This window comes from Ignavibacteria bacterium (assembly GCA_017302895.1).
Classification (GTDB): domain Bacteria; phylum Bacteroidota; class Ignavibacteria; order Ignavibacteriales; family Ignavibacteriaceae; genus UTCHB3.
Genome location: JAFLBV010000001.1, coordinates 1,125,197 through 1,142,680, shown reverse-complemented (window position 1 = coordinate 1,142,680; position 17,484 = coordinate 1,125,197). Strand labels below are relative to the sequence as shown.

At 43.9% G+C, this 17,484-nt stretch carries 14 protein-coding genes; all 14 read right to left on the bottom strand.

All coding sequences use genetic code 11. The features are described 5' to 3' along the window. Nucleotides 1-374: 374 nt before the first annotated feature. Nucleotides 375-1,931 carry a citrate lyase subunit alpha gene (gene citF, locus J0L60_04430; GenBank protein ID MBN8545362.1) on the bottom strand — a complete coding sequence of 519 codons (1,557 nt, stop codon included), beginning with the start codon at nucleotides 1,929-1,931 and terminating at the stop codon, nucleotides 375-377. Then, entirely contained in the window at nucleotides 1,918-3,192 is a 1,275-nt protein-coding gene (locus J0L60_04425) for an HpcH/HpaI aldolase/citrate lyase family protein (GenBank protein ID MBN8545361.1), read from the bottom strand. The genes citF and J0L60_04425 overlap by 14 nt, the downstream gene beginning before the upstream one ends. A 1-nt stretch (nucleotide 3,193) precedes the next feature. After that, nucleotides 3,194-4,561, bottom strand: coding sequence for an MmgE/PrpD family protein (locus J0L60_04420; protein ID MBN8545360.1), 1,368 nt, complete (start codon nucleotides 4,559-4,561; stop codon nucleotides 3,194-3,196). Between the two features lie 197 nt (nucleotides 4,562-4,758). Continuing rightward, entirely contained in the window at nucleotides 4,759-6,759 is a 2,001-nt protein-coding gene (gene lysF, locus J0L60_04415; protein MBN8545359.1) for a homoaconitase, read from the bottom strand. 7 nt (nucleotides 6,760-6,766) lie between these two features. Then, the gene (locus J0L60_04410) at nucleotides 6,767-7,300 is read right to left on the bottom strand and encodes an HDIG domain-containing protein (protein MBN8545358.1); all 534 of its coding nucleotides are present in this window, start codon (nucleotides 7,298-7,300) and stop codon (nucleotides 6,767-6,769) included. Nucleotides 7,301-7,514: 214 nt separating this feature from the next. Continuing rightward, on the bottom strand, nucleotides 7,515-8,633 hold the full coding sequence (locus J0L60_04405) for an isocitrate/isopropylmalate dehydrogenase family protein (protein MBN8545357.1): 1,119 nt from the start codon (nucleotides 8,631-8,633) through the stop codon (nucleotides 7,515-7,517). Nucleotides 8,634-8,772: 139 nt separating this feature from the next. Further along, on the bottom strand, nucleotides 8,773-9,846 hold the full coding sequence (locus J0L60_04400) for a sodium ion-translocating decarboxylase subunit beta (protein ID MBN8545356.1): 1,074 nt from the start codon (nucleotides 9,844-9,846) through the stop codon (nucleotides 8,773-8,775). Between the two features lie 67 nt (nucleotides 9,847-9,913). Continuing rightward, entirely contained in the window at nucleotides 9,914-10,354 is a 441-nt protein-coding gene (locus J0L60_04395) for a biotin/lipoyl-binding protein (protein ID MBN8545355.1), read from the bottom strand. Nucleotides 10,355-10,368: 14 nt separating this feature from the next. Then, entirely contained in the window at nucleotides 10,369-10,899 is a 531-nt protein-coding gene (locus tag J0L60_04390) for an OadG family protein (protein MBN8545354.1), read from the bottom strand. Between the two features lie 10 nt (nucleotides 10,900-10,909). Further along, nucleotides 10,910-12,463, bottom strand: coding sequence for an acyl-CoA carboxylase subunit beta (locus J0L60_04385; GenBank protein ID MBN8545353.1), 1,554 nt, complete (start codon nucleotides 12,461-12,463; stop codon nucleotides 10,910-10,912). 24 nt (nucleotides 12,464-12,487) lie between these two features. Beyond that, nucleotides 12,488-12,898, bottom strand: a complete 411-nt coding sequence (gene mce, locus J0L60_04380) for a methylmalonyl-CoA epimerase (protein MBN8545352.1) — start codon at nucleotides 12,896-12,898, stop codon at nucleotides 12,488-12,490. 157 nt (nucleotides 12,899-13,055) lie between these two features. Continuing rightward, the gene (locus J0L60_04375; GenBank protein ID MBN8545351.1) at nucleotides 13,056-16,172 is read right to left on the bottom strand and encodes a choice-of-anchor A family protein; all 3,117 of its coding nucleotides are present in this window, start codon (nucleotides 16,170-16,172) and stop codon (nucleotides 13,056-13,058) included. Between the two features lie 215 nt (nucleotides 16,173-16,387). Then, the gene (locus tag J0L60_04370) at nucleotides 16,388-16,837 is read right to left on the bottom strand and encodes a MarR family transcriptional regulator (protein MBN8545350.1); all 450 of its coding nucleotides are present in this window, start codon (nucleotides 16,835-16,837) and stop codon (nucleotides 16,388-16,390) included. 3 nt (nucleotides 16,838-16,840) lie between these two features. Further along, nucleotides 16,841-17,425 carry a YceI family protein gene (locus J0L60_04365; protein MBN8545349.1) on the bottom strand — a complete coding sequence of 195 codons (585 nt, stop codon included), beginning with the start codon at nucleotides 17,423-17,425 and terminating at the stop codon, nucleotides 16,841-16,843. Between the last annotated feature and the right edge of the window lie 59 nt (nucleotides 17,426-17,484).

The window sequence follows — 17,484 nt, the reverse complement described above, 5'->3', positions numbered from 1 at the left end:
GAATTTGGTCGCCACGATTTCTACCCATATGTCGCCCAGAGGGCCCTCTTGAATTTGGTCGGCAAGATTTCTACCCATGTGTCGCCCAAAGGGCTTCATCGGTGCGAATCCGTAAAATCCGTCTAATCCGTGTTCCAATTACAAATTGAGCGGAAATCTCCCAAAGGGTTGCCTTCGGCTCGTCTAATCTGCGTGTATCTGCGTCCCAAAAATCTTCTGCGGAAATCCGTCTAATCCGTGTTCCAATTACAAATTGAGCGGAAATCTCCCAAAGGGATGCCTTCGGCTCGTCTAATCTGCGTGCATCTGCGTCCTAAAATCCCTCTGCGGAAATCAGTCTAATCTGCGTGTATCTGCGTCCTAGAATCCTTCTATCAACCGACCACCTTGTAAACAGAATCGAGCACTGTCCCATCCACCCAGTTGACGATAGCGACTACCTTGTCTTTATCGAGGACGGGCTTCTGGGGTGGTCCACCAACAATCTGATAAACCTCATCACGGATATCTTCGATTTTCCTGATCGGCAGACCTTTTCCCTCAACAGCTTTGAGGAGGTCTTCCCGTCTTGGATTTATCGCTATTCCGCGTTCTGTCACGATCACATCGACAAGCTCTCCGGGAGCACATATGGTTGTAACCTCATCCAAAATCACCGGTATTCTGTCTCTGAAAGAAGGAATTGCCAAAATGGAACATTTCGAAAAGAGACAATTCTGCCAGCCACCAATTCCATGCAACAGCAAACCATCTGAATGAGATACCACATTTGCATTAAAATTCACATCCACTTCCGTAGCACCAAGAACAACGGCATCGAGGATCGAGGCGAAATTACCCTTCCCGTGATAGTTGTAACTGGTAAATGGTGAAGTGTTCACATGACCCGGATTTTCTCTCATCGAACGCACACCCTCAAGATCGAAAGTCTGTCCATCGAGGATATAATCCACGAGTCCTTCCTCAAGCATCTGTACAAGATATTTTGTACTTCCGCCCCTAATAAACCGGGCTTTTATCCCGGTCTCTTTCATCCGTTCTTTCAGGAACATGGCGAAAGCAAGGGCAGTACCGCCGGCACCTGCCTGGAACGAAAATCCGTCTTTCATTATTCCTGAAAGCTCGATGAATTTAGCGACATACTCAGCAATGAGGAGTCTGTCGGGTGATTTTGTAATTTCCGTGGTTCCCGAAACAATTTTTGAAGCATCGCCAAGTGACTCCACTTCTACGACAAAATCGACATTATTTCCCTGAATCTGCCATGGGATACAAGGAAACGGCACAAGATTATCAGTAACCACGATAACTCTGTCGGCATATTCCGAATCAGCAAGGGCAAAACCGAGCAAACCGCATGCTGCCCTCCCCGTAACACCGTTCGCATTTCCAAAGGGATCTGCAGTTGGTGATGCAATTACTGCAATATCGATATGCACTTCACCGTCCTGAACAGCCTGGTATCTTCCACCGTGTGAGCGAAGAACACCGACACCGTTCATTTTTCCATAAGAAGTGAATCTGCCCAAAGGACCGTTCATGCTTCCTTCGATGTGGCTGATGGTGCCGTCTTCAAGGTATGGAATAAGATGATCATGACACGGGAACGAGGCACTGGGGAACCAGCGAATGTTTTTTATACCCATCTCCTTGATGGTATCAAAAAGAAGATTCGTAACCACATCACCGTTTCTGAGGTGATGGTGGGTTGAAATTGTCATCCCGTCCCTTAATCCCGCTTTCTCGAGAGCGATACGAAGATTCGGTAAAAGTTTGTTGCCATCGGCAGGATAGTCAGCACAAGTTCTGATCGGTGGTTTTGCTTTGAAACCATCAGGTTTGTGCTGTCCGATTCCTTTATAAGGGATTCTTTTTTGTCCGTTGACTTCGGTTGGAACGAGCCTTCCGGCAGCATTTTTAATCATTTCCATGGTTCACCATCCAGTCTTTTTCAATCAATCCGTTTAGAAGTGCAAGTTCAATAACTCTTTGAGCTCTTTTAACAACCGGTGGATCGATCATTTTTGTACCAATGGAGACCGCAGCGAGCCCTTTTGAGAGAGCATCCTCGAATGCCAAAACAATTTTCATAGCCTTTTCAATCTCTTTTGAGGTGGGGGCAAAAGCGGTATGAATCGGTTGAATCTGCCTTGGATGAATGCAACCCTTCCCTTCAAAACCGAAAGATTTTGACTCGAGAGTTGATTTTACAAGTCCGTCCATGTCACCCACATCCGAGAATACGGAATCGATCGCCTGAACTCCGGCTGCTTTGGCGGCATTAACCACCTGCATCCGCGCCCAAAAGCTTTCGGTTCCTTCGAGAGTCCTCTCAGCACCAATGTCAGCTGTGTAGTCCTCTAGCCCGATGGCAAGGGAACAAACGAGCGGGGAGGCTTTTGCGATTTCATAAGCATTTATGGCACCCCTTGCACTCTCGATTATCGGCATAAACCAGATGTCATCTGTAATTCCGTGAAGTTTCTTTATCGCCTCCACTTCCTTCTCAACTTCGAGAACCTGCGAAGCTTCCTCGACTTTCGGAATCAATATCAGATTTACTTTGGCGGGAATAATATATTTCAAATCCTCGAGCCCCATTGGAAGTTGATTGATTCTTACCATCCGTTCACAACCGTAAAAATCGACACTTCTGAGTGCGTTCCTTACAAGATACCTCGCAGCATCTTTTTCATCGGGAGCAACGCTGTCTTCAAGATCGAGAATGATTCCATCGGGTCCGTGAAGTCCGGCATTCACAAAAAATTTAGGTTCATTTCCGGGAAGGTAAAGTCTGCTTCTTCTGAGCCGGTTTTTGGCGGTTGGTTTAATGTCCTCGTGCAAAAAAGGCATCAGATATTCGGAGGTGACTTCAGAATTCATCCTCTTCACCGCAGCTTCAAACCGTGCAGCAATTACAAAAGGAAGTGCACCTGCATCCTCGATAGTAATCTCCACATTCTTGAGATCAAAAAATGTAGCCAATTCATCGAGTTGCTGTCTTATAGCATTGCCGTAAAGATTTCCGACCTTGGATTTGATATTGAAGGACGGGGAAGCGGCCCCATCCTCCAAATTTTTAGATATCTGAATCCAGCAGTCAGATCGAACCGAAGTGCCTCTCTTCCCCGCCGAAAAAGAGTTACTCTGTGACTCCGTGACTGTGTGACTCTGTGACTTGTTACTTTCCATTTTAAACTACCAGTTTATCCATAAATTCAGCCGCTGAAAGATCATCGCAATTGAAGATCAGTTCTTTAACCGCATCTCTTCTTGCCTTATCAAGTTTGTCTCCTGACAGAGCTTCGAACTTGTTGTCGAGGTCTTCCTGAGTCATCGGTTCTCTCGGATCACCTTTTGGATACTCGAGATATTCCGAAAATTCTCTTCCGTCTTTTGTGTGTACCACGGCTTTGGAAGGCTGTTTTGCAGGGAACATTTTCTCGAATTCGAGTGATGCTTCACCTTTTATTTTGTCGATCACTTCCCAAATGTGCGGATCCTTCATCTTTTCATCGGAGAAGGAATTGGTTGTGATTTTCTTATCAACTATCGCTGCCGCAATGCAATATGGAAGTGAATGATCAGCAGTTTCTCTCGATTCAGGACGGTATTTATGCGGATCGAAAAGGATGTCACATGCTCGTGCAATGGTGGTGATGATGACTTCATCAATATCATTATAAGTGAGATCGTTTTTGGTCATCACTTTCAAAACGGCGGTAATGTGAGTGTGAGTAAGAGCCTCTGTTGGGAATGCCTTCATGCTGCACTCGAGAATTTTGAAATTTTTCCCGAGATTCCCGGTGAGCTTTTCAAGTGCCCAACCGTCGCCGAAGCACTGCATAAATCCTTCTTTGCCTTCAAAAACAAGTTCTGTCCCTGAATAACCCTTTTTCGCCATCAAAGCAGCGAAAACACCTGTCTGAACCGCCATTGGATCGACGGTATTCTTCATCATCGTGAGTTTCCCGGCAGTCGGACAACCAATGGTGTGGTTGTGGCATCCATTAATTCCGATTGCATTTACCATCTGATCCACTGTCAAACCTAAAACCTTGCCCGCAACTATTGGAGACACAAACTGTGTAAGTGTTGCATGATGCCATTTCCTTTCACGGACACCCGGCACTGCAAACTCACAAAGTCGCTGTTCAAATTCATATGCGAGTACAATTGCAACGATAACATCCTTCATCGATGCACCGGCAAGTTCACCTGCAGAAAGGGCTGCAGGAATAATATCCGATGGATGTGAAGGATCTTCTTTCCAGTAGATATCGTTAAAGTCGAGTGCACGAATCATTAATGAGTTTACAAGTGAAGTGCTTACGGCAGGGAGTTTCGTCCCAAAGCCAATAAGGGTCGATTCACCTTTGCCGCCCATTTCTTCGTATATCTCGCGCATAATCCGTACATCTTTGGTGTTCATCGCACCATATGCACAGCCGATAGAATCGTAAAGATATCTCTTTACTTCGTGTATTACTTCTTTTGGCAGATCTTCATATTTCAGATTTACTGCAAATTCTGATATAATTCTTGATATTGATTTGTCCATTTTTGTATCCTTGTTTGTTCACCGCAAAGAGCGCAAAGAGCGCAAAGATTTTTATAAGGATGCAGATACATGCAGATTAAACGAATTAACGCAGAGATAATATTTAAACTCCTCTGCGAGTCTCTGTGTAATCCGCGTTGATCAGCATCCCCTAAAACTTCCCTTTGCGTTCTCTGCGTTCTTTGCGGTTTATATAATCATAAATTATTTTTAACCCAGTTCTCAAGTCCGCCGGCAACGATAAGTTCCTGAGCTGCCTGACCGACGGCACCGAAGGGATAAACCTTGTCACCAACAGTAGCGGTTGAAGTCTGAAAATCAACTTTTATTCTCAATCCGGGTTTAACCGATGCTTTTTCAACTCCGAACTTTGCTTTCAGGTCATTCACCAGTTCAGGCACTTCAATGGTGAGAAACCCGTTGTTGATCGCATTTCTCTTGTAAGTTTCGCTAAATGAACCGGCAATCAGCACCGAAATACCGCGATATTTCAAAGCTGTTGCAGCCTGCTCGCGAGAACTTCCCGTTCCGAAATTGAATCCGCCAACCATCACATCACCATCTTTGGCAATGTTCTGGAATTCGGGGTCATAATTTTCCATCGCAACCGCAGCCTGTCCCTCCGGTGTAATATCATCCTGATATGTGTATTTACCGGGATAAATTCCATCCGTATTCAGGTTATCCTGATGGCAGAAAATAATCTCTCCTTCAATAACACCCGGAAAACCTTCAATAATGGAGATTTGGGAAGAAGTTTGAGGTTTGATTTTTGAAGTTTGAATAGTGAAGGCTGAGGGCTGAGGGCTGAGGGCTGAATCATATCCTTCATCCTTCATTCCTTCGAAGTTTATGTATCCCGAAATCGCCGACTGTGCAACAACCGCAGGAGAAGCGAGATAGGCGAAAGAATCGGGACTTCCCATTCTTCCTTTGAAGTTACGGTTGGTAGCGGAAATTCCTGTTTCACCTGCTTCGAGAAGACCCGTTCCAAGTCCGATACAAGGACCGCATCCCGGAGGAAGTGGTACCGCACCGGCATCCAGAAGTATCTGCCAGTCACCGCGTTTTTCGGACTCTGCCTGCACTTCACTCGATGCTGCAGCTACGAAAAACTTTACACCTTCTGCTATCTTGTTCCCTTTAAGAACGGCGGCAGCCTCTGCAATATCCTCTACACGGCTGTTCACACACGAAACGAGATATGCCTTGTCGATTTTAATCTTTCTTTCTTTAAGGTCTGACACCTTGTTCCACACTTTTACACCATTCGGACCCGAAACTGCAGGTTCAATTGCATCAAGATTGATGGTGATTATTTTTGCATAAAACGCGTCTTCATCAGGTTTGAGATCGTGCATCCTCGCTCTTAAGGCGTCGATGGTTTTCTCATTGATTCTTGGATGGACTCCATCAATTGCATCAGCATCGGAATTTACGCCTTGTAAACCGCGGTTTTTTACAAATTCAGCCCGCTCAGTAAGCCAGTCAATAGTCTCATCGTCCACAGGGAAAAGTCCAACAAGGGCACCCCATTCTGTGGTCATGTTTGCGATGGCGAGTCTCTGATCGATTGTAAGATATTGAACTCCGTCACCGGAAAATTCCACAGCGTGATTCAACACTTCATCCTTGGAGAAATATCCGCAAAGCGTGATGATCAGGTCTTTACCGGTAACTCCGTGTGGAAGTCTGCCGTTAAGAACAACTTTTGCAACTGGGGGAATCTGCCACCATGTTTTACCCGTTGCCCAGATAGCCGCAGCATCGGTACGCACGACGGGGGTTCCGAGACATCCCATTCCACCGTACATGTTTGAGTGACTGTCTGAAGCAACTGCAAGAGCACCGGGGAAGGCATATCCCTCTTCGATCATAATCTGATGTCCGATTCCTCTTCCTGCCGGATAAAAATCGGCACCCATTCCGCGGGAAAATTCTTCGATTTTACGGTATTTTTCGAGGTTTTTTTCGGAAGTGTCCTGGATGTTGTGATCGAGTGTATTCACTACCTGTCTTGGATTGGCGAGCTTTGTGGCACCCGTTTCCTTGAATTTCGGGATCACAGCACCCGTGTTGTCATGGGTCATAACATGCTTTGGATGAATCATAACATAGTCGCCCGACTTGACCTTATACCCCTCGGGATAACCGGAGGAGTACCGCTGAACAATCTTTTCAACTAAATTCTGTGCCATCATTACCTCAGGCTTTAAATGGTTCGAAACTTACAAAATCAGCATGGTGAACAATGAGTGACTCTACACTTCTGTAGCCGAGATCACCCTCTTTTGAATGTGTTGCAATGATATGCTGAACTTCAGCAGGCAGACCAAATCTGTCGGCTATTGCAAGTCCGCTGAATGGATGTCTTACAAGTTTTCCGGCAGGTGAGGTGATAAGCTTACCGTCTTTCATGTCGTATTCAATCAGTTTTCCGACATCTATCAATATCGCACCTGAAATTACATAGTCCATGTTGAAATTGATCGAATCGCCAAAGTTGTTCTTCATTATTTTGGCAATTTCGACCGAAAGTTGAACCGCAGTCCTTTTATGATTCATAAAGGAGACATTGCAGTCTTTTATCAAAAGTGAGAAGGGAATTACATCAAGGTCTTCGGGTGACAAAACACTGTTTTCGATTGCATAAATCCAGCATTTAAGTGTCTTTTCTTTTAATTCGGGGTCCTGAATCCAGTCGATTTCAGGCCATATCTTTAAAACTTTTTCTCTCATAGTGTATCCGTTGAATTGTGAAACCGCAAAGAGCGCCAAGATCGCAAAGGAAATCTAAAGAACGCAGAATAAATAAGGTATTATAACAGGACGCAGATGCACGCGGATTAGACAGATTAACGCAGAGATAGTCTCAATAATTAATACCTAATACCTAATACCTAATACCTAATACCTAATACCTAATTTTGCGCTCTTCGCGGTTAATAAATAATTAAATATACGCTGCTATCGCTTCTGCCATCTCGAGGGTTTTGGTATCGCCACCCATATCATAGGTTTTGAATTTACCTTCTTCGATAACACGGGCAACGGCACTCTCAACTTTTTCGGCAAGTTTTGTTTCACCAAGCCATTCAAGCATCATTTTAGCTGCGAGAATTGTAGCTATCGGATTCACTTTGTACTGACCGAAATATTTTGGAGCTGAGCCGTGTGTCGGTTCAAATACGGCGAGTTTTTCACCGATATTACCGGAGCAGCCGAAACCAAGTCCGCCAACCATCTGGGCACAGAGATCGGAAATGATGTCGCCAAAGAGATTTGTGGCTACGAGTACATCATAGTTATGAGGATTTTTAAGCAGCCACATGGTGATTGCATCAATGTTTGCATCATCCATCTGAATTTCGGGATAATCTTTTCTGACCTCTTTTGCGATGTCAAAGAAAAGTCCGTCAGTGGCTCTAACGACATTGGCTTTGTGCACAATGGTTACTTTTTTGCGGTTGTTTTTGCGGGCATATTCAAAGGCGGCTCTGATGATTTTCTCAGAACCCTTTTTGGTATTAATCTTGCAGTTGATTGCATAATCATCGGCACCAAGTCCGGTAAAAACCGAGAAAGGTTTCGAGTGTTTTGCAAGAACCTGAGCCACTTCTTCAGGAACAGGAGCAAACTCAACACCACAATAGAGATCTTCGGTATTCTCTCTGAAAACCACGAGATCGATGTTGTCTTTATAGTTGAGAGCGTTTCCTTTGTATCCTTTAGCGGGTCTGAGGCAATTGTAGAGGTCGAACATCTGACGCATTCTTACAATCGGTGACCTGTAAACAAGTCCTTTGCCCTGAAGCTCTGGAATCAGTTCGGCTTCCGAATCTTTTTTAGGTTTTGAAGTGATGGCACCAAACATGGCGGCATCAACATTTTTAAGCAGTTCAATTGTCCTTTCAGGGAAGGCATCTCCTTCTGTTCTCCAGAATTCCCAGCCGATGTCTCCGTGAATATATTCAGCATCCAGGCCCGTTTTATCGAGCACTATTTTTGCGGCTTCCAGCACCTCAATGCCTATGCCATCGCCCGGCAACCAGGCTATTTTATATTTTGCCATTCTTTTCTCTCCGTATTTACTTATATAAAACTATGAACTATGAGTTCTGAATTATTAGTTATGAATTATGAGTTATTAGTTGAACCGACCACTTAAGGTTGTCGAAATTCATAACTCATAACTAAAAACTAATACCTGATTACCCTGTCATAAAGCTGAGCAGGATACCTGCAGCTACTGCGCTTCCGATGACACCGGCGACATTTGGTGCCATTGCGTGCATCAGAAGGTGATTGGTTTTGTCATATTCCAGACCGATAATCTGTGAAACTCTCGCACTATCGGGAACTGCCGAAACACCCGCATTTCCGATAAGCGGATTTATCTTGTCACCCGGTTTTAAAAAGAGATTCATCACCTTCACAAACAGAACACCTCCGGCAGTGGCAACAATGAAGGATACTGCACCAAGAACAAAGATCAGTATCGACTTCGGGGTAAGAAATGTAGTCGCCTGTGTGGAGGCACCCACCGTAAGCCCGAGAATAATCGTTACAACATCGATCATGGGTCTGGCTGCGGTATCTGCAAGTCTTTTTGTTACTCCGCTCTCTTTCAGGATGTTACCAAAAAAGAGGGTTCCCAAAAGAGGGAGGGCACTTGGTGAAATGAAGGTGGTCAGGAGCAGACCAAGAATCGGGAAAAGAATTTTCTCCGTTCTCGAAACCACTCTCGGGGGCTTCATTCTGATGAGGCGTTCCTTTTGATTGGTAAAGAGTCTCATAACCGGCGGTTGGATCAAAGGAACCAATGCCATATATGAGTAAGCTGAAATTGCGATTGCACCTATCAGATGAGGCGCAAGTTTCGACGCGAGAAATATCGCAGTCGGACCGTCAGCTCCACCGATAATACCAATTGATGCCGCCTCGTTTGGTGTGAAACCAAGCATGATTGCGCCAATAAATGTGGCAAAGATTCCGATTTGGGCCGCTGCTCCTATCAGAATCAACTTGGGATTCGACAGGAGCGTGGAAAAGTCGGTCATCGCACCAATTCCCAGAAAAATTAGTGGCGGATATATACCATTAAGTACACCAAAATAGAGATAATTAAGTGTGCTCCCTTTTTCATATATGCCTATACCAAGACCGGCATTCTCCAAAAAAGGTATATTCCCTACAATTATCCCAAATCCTATGGGAACCAGCAGTAATGGTTCATATTCTTTCGTGATGGCTAGATAAATAAATATCAACCCCACCAAAATCATAACGACATGTCCAATCGTTATGTTAGCGAAGGAAGTGTATTCGATAAACTTGGTTATACTCTCCACTTTAATCTCCTATTACTAACAGGAGATCACCTTCCATAACTGTATCACCTTGCTTTACAACCAGTTCCTTTACGGTACCCGATTTGTCGGCATCTATCTTGTTTTCCATCTTCATCGCTTCAAGTATCAGGAGCTTATCTCCCATCTTGACTTTATCACCAACTTTGACGAAAACTTCCAGAATTGTACCCGGTAACGGACTTTTAATTCCACCACTGGCTTTTGGCGCAGGTTTCGTTGTCTTCACAGTGGATTTATCAACATCTGTCGATGGAATCGCTCTTTCTCTTACGAGTTTGGGAGTAATCGGCTGAGCGAGTTTTTTCTCGATCTCAACTTCATATGTAGTTCCGTTTACTTCTATTTCGGCGGTATCACCCTCGATGTTCTTAACCTGTACATGGTAATCGTTGCCGTTTATTTTAAAGTTAAATTTTTTCATTGTTTCCTCATTAATTACCAGTTTCTGGGGTGGTGGCGAAGGTTATAAATCTTTGAGCTCCATGGAGTATACATTCTGGAGACTCTGTTAATTGTCAGAATCGTATTCTCTTGGTCATGATTTGCATTAAAAAATGAGTACAAAGCCATTGCTATAGCGGCATTCACTTCAGCACTCATCTCTTCCTTCGGTTGGCTTCCTTCCTTTTCGGGACTTTCTTTCGCATGCTTTTTTGCAACTGATTTTTTAATCAGATTACTCGCCAAAGCGAAGGAAAGATAAAGGGCAGCGAGTGCAAAAAATACAACACCCATTCCGATAACCGTCAGGACAAAGCTGTTGCCATTTCCTTTGATGTCATCCATCGTGTTAGAAGGGTTGAAGTGTATTAGATCACTCACATTCTCATCCTTAGCAGGCTTTTTAAGAGAATCAGCCGCCTGAACTTTCGCTGTATCAACTTTTGCCGGTGCATTATTCTGTGGCAAAGCAACAGACACCATTAGCAAGAGAAGAAAGATCAGCAGAAATTTTGTTTGTTTCATGGCTTCTCCCTTAAAGCGGTATGTTAGCGTGTTTCTTGGGCGGAAGTGTATCTTTCTTTGTAGCAAGCGACTGCAATGCCCTGATCACTCTGAAACGGGTATTTCTTGGCTCGATTACATCATCAAGGTAGCCATATTTTGCAGCAACATAGGGAGAGGCAAATTTGTTTTTGTACTCTTCCTCTTTGTGCTTGATGAATTCCACTCTTTCCTTGTCATCGGTAATGGCGCTGATTTCCTTGTTGTGAAGTATCTCTATCGCACCTTTAGGACCCATAACTGCTATCTCGGCTGTAGGCCAAGCGTAGTTAATGTCGCCTCTAAGGTGTTTCGAACCCATAACATCATAGGCTCCACCATAGGCTTTTCTTAGTACAATGGTAACTTTTGGAACTGTTGCTTCACCGTATGCGAAAAGAAGTTTTGCACCGTGGATGATGATACCGCCATATTCCTGTGCTGTGCCGGGAAGGAATCCGGGAACATCAACAAAGGTAACAACAGGAATGTTGAATGCATCGCAGAACCTTACAAACCGGGCTGCTTTTCTGGATGAATTGATGTCCAAAACACCGGCAATGTAGTTAGGTTGATTTGCTACAATTCCAACGGGCATTCCGTTGAATCTTGCAAAACCAATTACGATGTTCGGTGCATAGTGCCGCTGAACTTCCACAAATTCGTTATAATCTACTACTGCGTGAATTACATCTCTTACATCGTAAGGGACTGACGGATTATCAGGAATTATTGAGTTGAGCTGGTCTTCCAGTCTGTCAATGGGATCATCACAGTGTGCCAGCGGGGGATCTTCAAGATTGTTCTGTGGAAGGAAACTTAAAAGTTTTCTTATGAGAAGTATTCCTTCTTCCTCATCTTCAGCGATGAAGTGGGAAACACCCGATTTGGAACCATGAACATAAGCACCACCAAGCTCTTCATCTGTTACATCTTCACCTGTTACGGTTTTTACAACCTTTGGTCCGGTGACGAACATGTAACTGGTATCTCTGGACATAAGGATAAAATCAGTTAGAGCCGGTGAATAAACTGCTCCTCCTGCACAAGGTCCGAATATTGCTGAGATTTGTGGAATTACACCGGAAGCGAGAATGTTTCTCTCAAATATTTCGGCATAGCCACCGAGTGATTTAACACCTTCCTGAATACGGGCACCACCTGAATCGTTGATACCGATTACAGGAGCGCCAACTTTCAGGGCTTTATCCATTACCTTGCAAATCTTTTCAGCATACATTTCTGACAATGAACCGCCAAAAACGGTAAAATCCTGCGAAAAGATATATACAAGTCTTCCATCGATCGTGCCATAACCGGTAACAACACCATCAGAGAGGTATTGTTGCTGATCGAGACCGAAATCGATGCAACGGTGCGATACAAACATGTCAAACTCTTCGAAACTCCCGGGATCGAGAAGAAGGTCAATCCTCTCCCTCGCCGTCATTTTACCTTTTTTATGCTGTGCTTCTATTCTTTTTTCACCGCCACCCATACGGGCTTGTTTGCGGAGATCCATCAATTCTTTTATTTTTTGTTCCATATATGTATACCTCGGAAACCGAAATTAATTTTCCGGATGTTCGCACAGTTCAGTGAGAACGCCCAGAGTTGATTTTGGGTGCAGAAAAGCGATATTCAATCCCTCGGCACCTTTTCTTGGTTGTTTATCAATTAGTGAAACTCCTTTAGCCGCAGCATCATCCAGCGACTCCTGCAATCCTTTGGCTGCAAAAGCGATGTGATGAATTCCGGGTCCTTTTTTTTCTATGAACTTGGCGACGGGTCCGTCGGGTGCGGTTGATTCGAGGAGTTCTATTTTGGTCTGCCCTATCTGGAAAAAGGCGGTTTTTACTTTTTGATCTGCCACTTCTTCAATTTTGTAGCATTTCAAACCCAGTATATTTTCATAATAAGCGATTGCTGCTTCCATGTTTTCAACAGCAATCCCGATATGTTCTATGTGTGTTAGATTCATTTTTCTGTCCAAAATATAATAAATCAGGTTATAAAACATCGTAAAAATGTTCGAATTTAACAAATCTTTTTCACCTGATGGCAAAAAAAAAGCTGCCCTTTTTAAAGGGGCAGCTTCCTCAACATCATCAATTAAATTAATAACTCATAAGTCAAAACTACTTGAGTAATACGGCTCTCTTTGTCTCGACAAACGAGCCTGCCTGAATTCTGTAGAAGTAAATTCCACTGGTGAGGCTTCGTGCATCGAAGGAGACTTTGTGGCTTCCCTTTGCAAAACTTCCTTCGGCAATTAGAGCAACTTCCCTTCCCGTTACATCGTAAACTTTCAGTGTAACTTCCGATGCCTCAGGGAGGTTAAACCCGATAGTTGTCGAAGGATTGAAAGGATTCGGATAATTCTGTGAAAGTGAGAAGACCTCAGGATTTAGAATTTCCTTCTCCGTACCGATTGAAGTGGTTGGTGAATTGTTGATATACAATCCACCGGCAGAGGTAAATGCAAGAAGTGAACCTGAAGTTGGATTTATTATAATCGAGGATACTTCAAGTCCGCCCATACCCATGTAGTTCCAATCATCTGTCATGGCATCCATGGAGCCGGTGTTAAGAGTGAAAACACCTGCTCCCCATCCGCTTACGAAAACATGATTCTGTGGGTCGGTGACTATGGAATAAATATGTGTAGCGGTCAGGTTGTTGTTGATCGCATACCATGTGGTTCCGTTGTCAATCGATCTGTAAACTCCGCCACCATATGTTCCGGCATAAATTCTGCCGTTTGCACTCTGACCAAGCGACCAGATAAACTGATAGTTGAGTGTTGTTTTCGACCATGAAGCGCCATTATCGTCCGATTTATACAAACCACCGTTGAAGGTACCGGCATAAATTGTGCCGTTGGAAGCGGTCAGCATTGCAGTAACTGCAGTCGACTGAAGTCCTGCATTGGTCTGCGACCAGGTTGTTCCTCCGTTAGTCGATTTGAAGACTCCTTCACCCCAGGTTCCGGCATAGAGAACACTGTTCTTAATGGTGAGCGATCTTACATCTTTGTTAACCATTCCGGTGATATTCCAGGTTGCACCGTTATCAGTCGATTTGAACACTCCAAGTTCTGTGGATGCATAAATCGTTGACCCGACAACATCGATATCCCAAAGGTAGCCAACATTCATTGTTGGGTTGATGCGCTCCCATGTAACACCGTTATCGGTCGATTTCAATATTTTTCCACCCCAAGTACCGGCAAGAATGTTGCCTGAATTGTCCCAGGTCGAAACCCAGACCATGTCAGTAAGGCCAGATGGCTGTGCGGGCTGCCAGTTAACACTTCCGGTCTGTCCCGGGTCGCCATAACCTGCAAGGGTAATCATTGCCGAAGCGTAATTGTTTGTTGTGTCCAGATCAGTCTGATCCATCGACACCACTTCTGCAGAATTGAGAATGTCACGGGTAACAGGAAGTGTGCCGTTAAAATAATTTGTCTGATTTGCGGCTGAGTTGAACTGTCCCGAACCGTACATCTCTCTAACAATCACCTGTCCGTTAATCACACCTGAAGGGAAATCAAGGTGAGCTTTTGGAGCAAGAATGGAACCTCTGACATCGATGAAACTGATCTTGAGATTCAAGGCATCGTGGAAATTGTAGAGTACATTGCTGTGTGCGGTACCGTTTACGATGACATCGCCCGACCACTTGACATCGGATGAGTCAACATTCACCAGTACTACTGCACCATTCGGAGCATTAATTGTAAAGTTCGTGCAGTTTGAAAGGGTTTTTCCCGAAATGTTGAAGACATTAAGGAAAGGATTATAGCCGTAAAGCTGAATTCCACTGCTGTTGTATGTAATCGTTCCGGTTGTGTGATATGCCGACAACGAAGCTGACAGGGAATTGAGATATGCCCCGGCTGCGAGGAAATTTATTACACTGTCTTTTCTTACAGTACCATCGATAATTGAGACCTGACTTATCGGAAGGTTGGAAGTGCCACCGTAAACCACATTACCGCCTGTAACATTGCCGCTGATGAACATCAGATTGTTTCCTACTATCAGTACATCAGCAGTTCCACCCGAAGCAGGAAGAAGATCACCGAGTGAATAACTTGCAAAATATGCGTTTTTCCCGACGGCTACTTTCCCCTCTGAATCTGCGGAAGGCTGTGTAAGATCACCAAGCGTGAAGATGTTAAAATCTTTTGCGGGACCGAGATCAAATGCCGCCTGGCTGATCGATTTTATCGATACCTTGCCCTGAAGTGTAAGGGTTGCAGTGGCATTTATCGCGAGTGATGCAATCCTCCAAAGTCCGGTTGCTGTGTCATATGCTCCTGTGCTAACAGAGTGGCCCTGATACTTGATACCTTTTGGCAACACATCTTTTAACACAACATTCGTGGCACCATCGGTACCAAGATTTGTTGCCGTAATTGTGAAATTAACAATCTCGTTGTCTGACGGATTAGCCTTATCAACAGTTTTCGTCAGTTTAAGATTGGCAACTGTTGCGCCTGTGGGGTTGCTGATCAAAGGGATGTTTGTGTAGCTTACTCCACTTGGCGGATTGGCTGTTGCATAGAAAACCACATCATTGAAATCCTGATCACCACCACGGTAACGGGAAATATCCTCAAATGCCAGTACGATTCTGCCTGAATTCAAGTCGTTCAGCAGAACATTGTGCTGACGAAGGTCGGGAGTTGGTGCCCAGTTTAAATTTCTGTTCGAATAGTTTATCCAGTTTCCCTGAGTCACATTCGGTGATCTGAAGCCGTCTGCAACGACAAACCATCCTATAACCGTTCCGGGCTGGAATCTACCGATTTTCACTTTATTTCCGGCTACAAGTCCACCACCCGAATTTTTGGCAGAGGAGTTCGGGAAAATTAGTGTCATGGTATTCATGATATCATTCACGGTCTGGGGAGGAGTGTTTACATTATAAGTGTAAAATCCGAGAGCGTTTTTATATCCTGCTCCTTCAGATACGAAAGTAACCCAGACATCTGATTCCTGAAGAATGTAAAGATTGGTTTGTATTGTGTCGTTCAAAAATTCAGGGTGACTCGAAGGGAGTCTCACAGACTCCGGAAGTGTCGCGTTTATTCTGTTAAGAAGCGATTGTGGGATCACATCACCTATCGGCTCAAGATAGTTGGGAACGCCATCGCTGTTCCATGTACCGAGCGTCTTGTATACTATTGTCTGTGCTCCGGCCGGAACCACCAACAGTATTGCGATTAAAAGTGTTACAAGGTTTTTCATGACCTGATCTCCATTTTTTTTATGCAAGACTAAAGAACAACTGTTCTTGAGGATCTATAAAATGTCAAATTTCTTAAATAAACATAATAAAATTGTTATTCGTATTATTTAACGATTCGTTAAAAAAGATAATTTTTACGATGAAACGGGGAAAGGGCGGGTTGAAATTGAAAAGGCTGCTCTCAACTTGTGAAAACAGCCTTGCAGAATGGTTATTAGCCTCTTAGCTTATCGAGGAGATCATTAAGAATTGTGGCTTCCTCCAGAGTGATATTTTTCAGATGTTTATACATCTGTTCCTCTGCTACATCAATCTTCGAAAGTATGTCCAGACCTTCCTGAGTTATGGTTATGTCCACCCTTCGTCTGTCGATTTCACAAGACTTTCTCATGAGCAATCCCTTCTCCAGTAGCCTGTCTACAAGTCTGGAAGCATCAGACATCTTGTCGAGCATTCTTTCTTTCAACAGATTTACTGTTGCCGGATTCGGGTACTGCCCCCTCAGAATGCGAAGGATGTTATACTGTTGCACAGTAAGCCCGAATTTCCGCATTATGGGAGAATGTTTCGCCACGAGCCAGTTGTTGGTGTAAATCAGATTTACAACCGCTTTCTGGTATTCGTCTTTGAATTTTTTCTGTTTGATCTCTTCTTCTAAGCGCATAATTTATTTTTTAATGAGTGTTACATTTATGTTTAATGTTACATCATCACCGACAACAAAACCGCCACCATCGAGGGCTTTGCTCCAGTTAATGCCAAAATCTTTTCTGTTTACCGTACCGGTGAGCTTAAATCCGGCTTTTGTGTTTCCCCATGGATCTTTTTTCACACCGCCGAAAGTACCGGTAAGAGTAACTGATTTTGTTACACCTCTCATCGTAAGATTTCCAATGAGTTTGTAGTTGTTTCCACTTACTTTCGTCATCGAAGTACTTTTAAATGTAAAATTAGGAAATTTTTGTGTGTAAAAAAAGTCTTCGCTTCTTAAATGCTCATCTCTTTTGGGTTCATCTGTATCAACGCTGCTTGCATCAACGGTAAAACTGACCAAAGCACCCACAAAATCATCTTTTGCGGTTGTGACCGATCCGTCAAATTTTTTGAAATATCCGTCAACATCCGTGATTAACATGTATTCAACGCTGAAACCGATTTTTGAGTGTGTTTTATCAAATGACCATGATGACTGAGCAAATGATGCACCTGTAAGCATTACTGCCAGTGCCAATGAAAGAAGTGTTCTTCTCATTTTTGTATCTCCATTTTTGATGGGTGTGTGAGTAATTAACATTTTGTAATTGTGTAATA

Coding starts and splice junctions, on each gene's coding strand:
- J0L60_04365 (MBN8545349.1), bottom strand. CDS start 17,425: ATGAGAAGAACACTTCTTTCATTGGCACTGGCAGTAATGCTTACAGGT.
- J0L60_04375 (MBN8545351.1), bottom strand. CDS start 16,172: ATGAAAAACCTTGTAACACTTTTAATCGCAATACTGTTGGTGGTTCCG.
- J0L60_04395 (MBN8545355.1), bottom strand. CDS start 10,354: ATGAAAAAATTTAACTTTAAAATAAACGGCAACGATTACCATGTACAG.
- citF (MBN8545362.1), bottom strand. CDS start 1,931: ATGGAAATGATTAAAAATGCTGCCGGAAGGCTCGTTCCAACCGAAGTC.
- J0L60_04390 (MBN8545354.1), bottom strand. CDS start 10,899: ATGAAACAAACAAAATTTCTGCTGATCTTTCTTCTCTTGCTAATGGTG.
- J0L60_04425 (MBN8545361.1), bottom strand. CDS start 3,192: ATGGAAAGTAACAAGTCACAGAGTCACACAGTCACGGAGTCACAGAGT.
- lysF (MBN8545359.1), bottom strand. CDS start 6,759: ATGGCACAGAATTTAGTTGAAAAGATTGTTCAGCGGTACTCCTCCGGT.
- J0L60_04400 (MBN8545356.1), bottom strand. CDS start 9,846: ATGATTTTGGTGGGGTTGATATTTATTTATCTAGCCATCACGAAAGAA.
- J0L60_04420 (MBN8545360.1), bottom strand. CDS start 4,561: ATGGACAAATCAATATCAAGAATTATATCAGAATTTGCAGTAAATCTG.
- J0L60_04370 (MBN8545350.1), bottom strand. CDS start 16,837: ATGCGCTTAGAAGAAGAGATCAAACAGAAAAAATTCAAAGACGAATAC.
- J0L60_04385 (MBN8545353.1), bottom strand. CDS start 12,463: ATGGAACAAAAAATAAAAGAATTGATGGATCTCCGCAAACAAGCCCGT.
- mce (MBN8545352.1), bottom strand. CDS start 12,898: ATGAATCTAACACACATAGAACATATCGGGATTGCTGTTGAAAACATG.
- J0L60_04405 (MBN8545357.1), bottom strand. CDS start 8,633: ATGGCAAAATATAAAATAGCCTGGTTGCCGGGCGATGGCATAGGCATT.
- J0L60_04410 (MBN8545358.1), bottom strand. CDS start 7,300: ATGAGAGAAAAAGTTTTAAAGATATGGCCTGAAATCGACTGGATTCAG.